This window comes from Luteimonas sp. MJ250 (assembly GCF_039548455.1).
Taxonomy (GTDB): domain Bacteria; phylum Pseudomonadota; class Gammaproteobacteria; order Xanthomonadales; family Xanthomonadaceae; genus Luteimonas.
Genome location: NZ_JBCLVB010000021.1, coordinates 1 through 6,474, shown reverse-complemented (window position 1 = coordinate 6,474; position 6,474 = coordinate 1). Strand labels below are relative to the sequence as shown.

The following is a 6,474-nucleotide window of genomic DNA, read 5'->3' as shown; positions in this document are numbered from 1 at the left end:
GTTAGGCCGCCATGGAGGGCTGCGGGACTGTCTCGATTCGCATCGACAAGTGATTGCTCAGACCGAGCTGTTTCCGCGATTGCTGCTGTGGCAATGGTGTGTGGCGCCGTCTTGTTGCTCATCTTCGCTGACCGAGCTGGAAGAGCAACAATGGGCACCGAGGTCGCTTCGTTGCAAGTTGTCTGGATAGAGCGGGACAAAGCTCCAGACAAAGAACGCGAACCTCCTGTTGCATCCGGAGTTTCGGATCAGGAGATCCGGCCTGAAGTGCGAGTTCGGAAGGCTCAAGCATCGGAAGCGCAAGGCGACGTGGAGGCCCACGTGGCCGGTGAGTCAATGGGCCAAGGCCAGCTCAATCTTTCCCTGCCGACGGCCTCCATGGAGTTTCGCCAGGGACCGCTCGAGAGGCCGGACAAAATAGTAAGGGAGCCCGCGCTCCAAGTTACTTTCCAAGACCGCTCACTCGGTGGCACACTGAAGAGAATGTCGCACCGCAAGATCTGCGCGGAGTTGAGTAGCGCACTGGTGAGTCAACCGGAGAGCTATGAGGCAATCGCGAGCTCAATAGCACGCCACAAGTGCAAAGTTTAGGACTGCCTACGCTGTCAAACGGCGGCCTAACAATGCGCTCAAGCCGACACCGCATCGGGGCGCAAACCACATGGCAGGTACAGCTTGCCATGTGCTTCACGCCCCGCTGTGGCGCGGCTTAGCTTAGGTGTTAGGCCTTGCTTCCCGCACTGTTGTTGCCGGGTTCCAGGCATTCTGCAGCGCCTCGCTTATCCGCAGCGTTTGTACCTCGCGCGCGCGGTGCAGGCATTGGTAGTCAGCCCTGCAGAACCTCGGCTTCGGACAGGCGCGACTCTCCGCAAGATTCGACCGGCCGGGTCGGCTTCGGGCCGTGCGCGGTGGGAGTTCTTGGCCGCGCGCATGGTGCGTTTCGGCAGCACCAGACACGGCGCTTGTTGTACTGTTCGCCTCAGGGGTTGGGCTGCCGCACGTCGGGCGCAGGTGCCAGGGAACGGCGGCCTAACGAGTCGTTCAAGCCGATGCCGCTTCGCGGCACGGCTTAACTCTGGTGTTAGGCCGCTGGGGAGAGATCATGCAGGCCGTTGTTCTCGCACTAGCTCTGGCAGTTTCAGTACCAGCCTCATCGGCTAGTGACGTGACTGTGCCGACGAGGTTCGTGGGGAATTGGGCTGGGAGTCCGGAGTCTTGCGGCTCTGATGCAGATGATCTGGTGCTTCGCTTAGCCCCGCGCCACATCTCCTACTGGGAGAGCGCTGGCCCCATTAGAGCGGCTGTAGTTCGCGGCGATGAGATCGCCCTAATCGCAGAGCTCTCAGGAGAGGGCGAAACTTGGCTTAGCGCGATCAAGTTTGAGCTTTCGCCGGATGGGCGCATGCTGATTGAAAGGGCCAGCGTTCCAGGCAACGAGGTCGTTAGGTATCGCTGCTCAGAGTCGATCGGTGCGCGGCCTAACAATTCATTCAAGCCGATGCCGCTTCGCGGCACGGCTTAATTCTGGTGTTAGGCCTTGTTTCCCGCACTGTTGCTGCCGGGTTCCAAGCAAACTGTAGCGACTCGCTCATCCGCAGCGTTTGCACCTCGCACGCGCGGTGCAGGCATCGGCAGTCAGTCGGGAAGCACTTCGGCTTCGGACAGGCGCGACTTTCCGCAAGATTCGACCTGCCGCACCGGCTTCGGCCAGGGTGCGGTGAGAGTTCTGGGCCGCGAAGGCTGCAACATCATCGCTTCGGCCTGGCAGATTCCAGCCTCGGGCTGACCGGCCAGACTTGTTGTAGTGTTCGGCTCAGGGGTTGGGTCACCGCAGGTCAGGCACAGGTGCTGGGCAGCGGCGGCCTAACGAGTCGTTCAAGCCGAATCCGCTTCGTTCCGCAAAACACATGGCAGGTACAGCTTGCCATGTGTTTCGCTGCACTACGCTGCTCGGCTTAACTCTGGTGTTAGGCGCCCATGGACACTGACCTGCACTTGCTGATTCTGCGACAGGCTGCTGCGGGCACTTTGCCGGCCAACGTCGACGCAAATTCACCCGTACCCGCTGAGGCTGTCCGAGACCTCATCGAGTCCGGTCACCTTGAGGCGATTGATGCTTCTAGCCTGAGCGGCCCGGCTTTCGTTGATCCTCGTATCACTGTTGCCGGCCGTGAGTACCTTAGCGTGCTGGAGGAGCGAGCTCGTGCTGCATCTCTCACTGGAAAGGCTGGCAAGCATGTTTCTTCCCTGCTCAAGTGGGTGTTCGGCATCGTCGCCGCGCTACTAGTTGCTTTCCTCACCAAGCAGTTCGTAGGCTAGCTGCGTGCGCTGGACACCTAACCATTCATTCAAGCCGACGCCACTTCGTGGCGCGGCTTAATTCAAGTGTTAGGCGGCACTTGTATGCTCATCGCACGTTCCTTTAGTACAGCTGCAATGATGCTTGTGCTCGCTTCGGCCGGCGCACAGGAGTCTATTAGTGTTCCCTCCGATCCGGAGTCGTGGGAACCCCTCTTGGGTGTGCCTCTTGGAACCGAGCGGTGCCCGGGAGGAGAGATGGCAGCACACTTAGAGCAGGTGCCTCAGCTACGTCCAGAAACTCCCGCTGAGTACACGGCTAGAAATCAGGTTTCCTTGAGCTACTTAGCTGGTCTGGAGTCCACAGATACGATTTATCCCTTCTATTTCAAAATAGATCCGCCAGACGGTAGATACTTCGGTTTGGAGGGATTCTTCTTGGTTCGTGACGGCTGCATAATCCATGTTCAGCCAACCATTTTTGATAACTAGGGTGCCGCCTAACAATGCGTTCAAGCCGACACCGCATCGGGGCGCAAATCACATGGCAGGAAGAGCTTGCCATGTGCTTCACGCCCCGCTGCGGCGCGGCTTAACTTGGGTGTTAGGCGGCATGAACTCACAATCCGAGCCCTCAAAGCTTCCATCAGTCGAAGACGTGGTTACGGCCTTCGACGACCGCCGCGGCTGGGTGGTCGAGAGCAATGGATACAAGCTTCGAAGTGAGTATGGTTTGTGCGCGCTTGTGCCACTCTTCGGCGAGGCACTGCCAAAGATCCGCAATGCCACGGGCCGGATTCATATCATGTTTGATCTGATTCCACTCGCCCGTCAGCACCCTCAAGTAGTGGAAATTGCAAAGAACCGACTGCAAGACAGGTCTGCAGCTGTGCGAATGCACGCTTGTGAGGTGCTCGCCTATAGTCTGCGGCGCGACATCATACCGAACCTAGAGCAACTGCTAGAGCATCCTGTAGCGGAAACCAGGGCTACCGCGGCGGCGGCCATCGACGCGATTCAACATCAGAATCATCACTTCTATCTCGACCGAGAGCACAAGGGGACTTCGTTCTGGGTAGTCAATCCTCAGGACGATCCAAAGTACAAACCGAGGCCTTGGCAAATGCGCCAGGAGTGCCAATGACCATCGCACGCCAAATGCCGCCTAACAATTCATTCAAGCCGACACCGCTTCGCGGCGCGGCTTAATTCTGGTGTTAGGCCGCTCGGAGAGAGCTATGGCGAACGGATGCATCTTCTGCCAGATCATTGCCGGGGATTCGCGGGCCAGCTTCGTCAGGGAGTGTGCGTTGACCGTGGCATTCATGGACACACGGCAGTTCCACTCTGGCCACGTCTTGGTTGTGCCAAAAGCACACCTGCCGGACGTTCGCGAGCTTGACGGTGACACTGGTGCAGCCTTGATGGCCGCTGTCGCTGAAGTTACTCGCGCTGTGTCGGACGCGCTTTCCTGTCAGGGCATAAGTGTGTGGCATTCCATCGGGGAGGCGGCGGGCCAAGAGGTGCCACATCTTCACTTTCATGTGCACCCGCGTTCACCTTCAGACCGGCTCCTGGACGTTTATCCGTCGCCGCCAGATTGCCCAGACCGTGCAACACTGGACATCCTGGCTGCATCCATTCGGTCGCACTTGTCATCATCGGCAGCCGCGGCCTAACAATGCGTTCAAGCCGAATCCGCTTCGTTACGCAAAACACATGGCAGGTAAAGCTTGCCATGTGTTTCGCTCCACTACGCTGCTCGGCTTAACTTAAGTGTTAGGCGCGCGCCAGGCCATGGAGGCTCACTTGAAGATCTCTTGTTTCAGAACAATCGCCACAGCTGCTCTGGTAGTCGTGCTTGTTGCAGGCTGTAAGACTCGCTCTACGGTTGGAATGCAGATGGTGCTTCCTCCTAGTGCGGAGGTCATGGATGTTCCGAAGGACAAGACCTTTCTTATGGCGTCCCCGGTGACACAGCCCTTGCCAGAGTATCCTTCCGGGATGCAACGCGGCGCCAGTGCGAACGTATGCATAGAGTTCGTGATTGACGAGAACGGCGCTGTTGCTTCCGCAACCCCTCTCTATGCTCTTCCCGAGTGTCCCGTACCACAAGAAGAACTAGACCCACTTTTTATTGGCTCGGCCGTAGAGGCAGCAGGTCGCTGGCAGTTCTTGGCGGCAGCGGTATGTACCTTCCCGGAAGGGGTTGAGGCGACGGATGATTGCTCTGGCGACAAAGTTGTAGTGACTTCTGTTGCAATAAAGATTGCTTATGTATTTTCGTTCCAGAGTGGTGGGCGCGTCACTGCTGTCGCAAGGCGCGCCTAACAATGCGTTCAAGCCGACGCCGCATCGGGGCGCAAACCACATGGCAGGTAAAGCGTGCCATGTGCTTCACGCCCCGCTGCGGCGCGGCTTAACTTAGGTGTTAGGCATGAGACACACATCAACGCGGTTCGTGACGGCAATAATGCTCTTGGCGTGGGTTCTGCCTCTGCCGGCGCTCGCATGCTCCTACCCAGAGCCCGCTCCATTCAAGGAAGCAATTGCAAATGCATCAAGCATTTTCATCTTCAGACTTGAATCAGCGGAGGTAAAGCGAAAGAACTTTGAAGATGGATCGTATGCGGAATGGATAGAGGGTCGTATTCGTGTTGCTCAAACCCTGAGAGGAGATTCGTCACTCTTCAAATCTATCCGTTTCTCAACGAACCAGTGTGGTGGTGTGCGGCTCGACGTGGGGCACTATTTTCTTGTTGTAACTGATTCTGGTGGAACTGAGATCAATCTATCTCCGGCAGACCAGTCGATCATCGATGTGACAACTTCCTTTGATGAATCGCGTCTCGACGTTAGTGCTCAAACGGACTTGCTCCGGCCTATTCATGACTTTCTGGCCGGGACGCCTCTACCAGAAAGCTTTCCGTCGCCGTATGTCGTGGAGTACACATCCACCATTCCTCTTCCGCCACTACCTCCGGATCGCTAAGCTCATGCCTAACAATGTGCTCAAGCCGACACCGCATCGGGGCGCAAACCACATGGCAGGTGCAGCTTGCCATGTGCTTCACGCCCCGCTGCGGCGCGGCTTAGCTTAGGTGTTAGGCGGACTATGAGCGAGTACATCATCTTTGCGGTCGCGGCTGGAGCTTTGGCCTCGTACTACTTTCTTCGTCGAAGCCAGGAGCCCGACCGGCTGTCTCAGGTGCAGAATGCCTTCAGAGCGAAATCTGAAATCGCAGATGCGTTTGGGGGCGGGAATGGCATCTCGAACTTTGGTGAAATGGCAGACGCAATTGCGCGAGCAAGGAGGATCATCCAAACAGGCGAAGCGCCCGCGGAAGCAGAAATGGATCTGATTCAGATCAGGCTAGCGAATGCCACCGGGGAACTCAGCTCTCTCCCGTTGGGAAGCCAGAACAACTACCATGAGTGCTACAAGGCACTTCAGAATCTTTCAATAAAGTTGGGCGGTGTTCGCAGGAAGTCGCGTGCCGCCTAACAATTCATTCAAGCCGACGCCGCTTCGCGGCGCGGCTTAATTCTGGTGTTAGGCCGCTCATCATGCGCTCTCGAACATTTGCAACTGCTCTTCTGGCTCTGCTACTGAGTGCCTGTGGATCATGCGGGTGCAAAGAGGAAGCGTTAGCTCTTGCCAAGGGTTTGTCGCAAGAGAGACTTACGCAGGTTTACCAAGACATGGAGGACCTTGGACTCGGTAGTCCGGATATGAAGTTCCTCGACGGTGCTGACCAATCAGCGGCCTTCTCGGATCTTCGGCCAATGGGCATCGTTCTGGACGGAGGCCGGGGGCGGATACATCTTGCAGGCTGTGGGGACGATAAGGTCACTCTCCTTGTTCAGCCTCGGACAGTGGACGGTGGCAAAGACATTGTGCTGCTACCTGGCGGGACAATGGATCCGGTCGTGCTGTGGCAGTCGCGGTAGCGCGGCCTAACAATGCGTTCAAGCCGACACCGCATCGGGGCGCAAACCACATGGCAAAGAAAGCTTGCCATGTGCTTCACGCCCCGCTGCGGCGCGGCTTAACTTAGGTGTTAGGCCACATGAGAATCGCAGTTCTACTGATAGCATTTCTGGTCGTACTTTTCTTGCGTCGATTGTATTTGCGCTTTACAGCTCCGATTCGTCAAGCGAAACGAGAAAGAGCGG

5 protein-coding genes are annotated in these 6,474 nt (G+C 57.2%); 4 read left to right on the top strand and 1 reads right to left on the bottom strand.

Annotation, left to right across the window (positions count from 1 at the left end; genetic code table 11):
- Positions 1-1,977 precede the first annotated feature (1,977 nt).
- Together WCE37_RS14630 and WCE37_RS14625 are read left to right on the top strand one after the other, a co-directional pair.
- Positions 1,978-2,319, top strand: a complete 342-nt coding sequence (locus WCE37_RS14630; RefSeq protein ID WP_343279983.1) for a hypothetical protein — start codon at positions 1,978-1,980, stop codon at positions 2,317-2,319.
- 592 nt (positions 2,320-2,911) lie between these two features.
- Positions 2,912-3,442 (top strand): HEAT repeat domain-containing protein, encoded by a 531-nt coding sequence (locus tag WCE37_RS14625; protein WP_343279982.1) that lies wholly within the window; start codon positions 2,912-2,914, stop codon positions 3,440-3,442.
- A 33-nt stretch (positions 3,443-3,475) separates the two neighbouring features.
- Here WCE37_RS14625 and WCE37_RS14620 read toward each other — a convergent pair whose 3' ends face one another.
- Positions 3,476-3,625 carry a hypothetical protein gene (locus WCE37_RS14620; protein ID WP_343279981.1) on the bottom strand — a complete coding sequence of 50 codons (150 nt, stop codon included), beginning with the start codon at positions 3,623-3,625 and terminating at the stop codon, positions 3,476-3,478.
- Positions 3,626-4,735: 1,110 nt separating this feature from the next.
- Between WCE37_RS14620 and WCE37_RS14615 the strand changes: the two genes are divergently transcribed.
- Both WCE37_RS14615 and WCE37_RS14610 read left to right on the top strand, forming a co-directional pair.
- A complete protein-coding gene (locus WCE37_RS14615; RefSeq protein WP_343279980.1) occupies positions 4,736-5,290 on the top strand; it encodes a hypothetical protein in 555 nt (184 codons plus the stop codon).
- 123 nt (positions 5,291-5,413) lie between these two features.
- Positions 5,414-5,803 (top strand): hypothetical protein, encoded by a 390-nt coding sequence (locus tag WCE37_RS14610; protein WP_343279979.1) that lies wholly within the window; start codon positions 5,414-5,416, stop codon positions 5,801-5,803.
- Positions 5,804-6,474 lie beyond the last annotated feature (671 nt).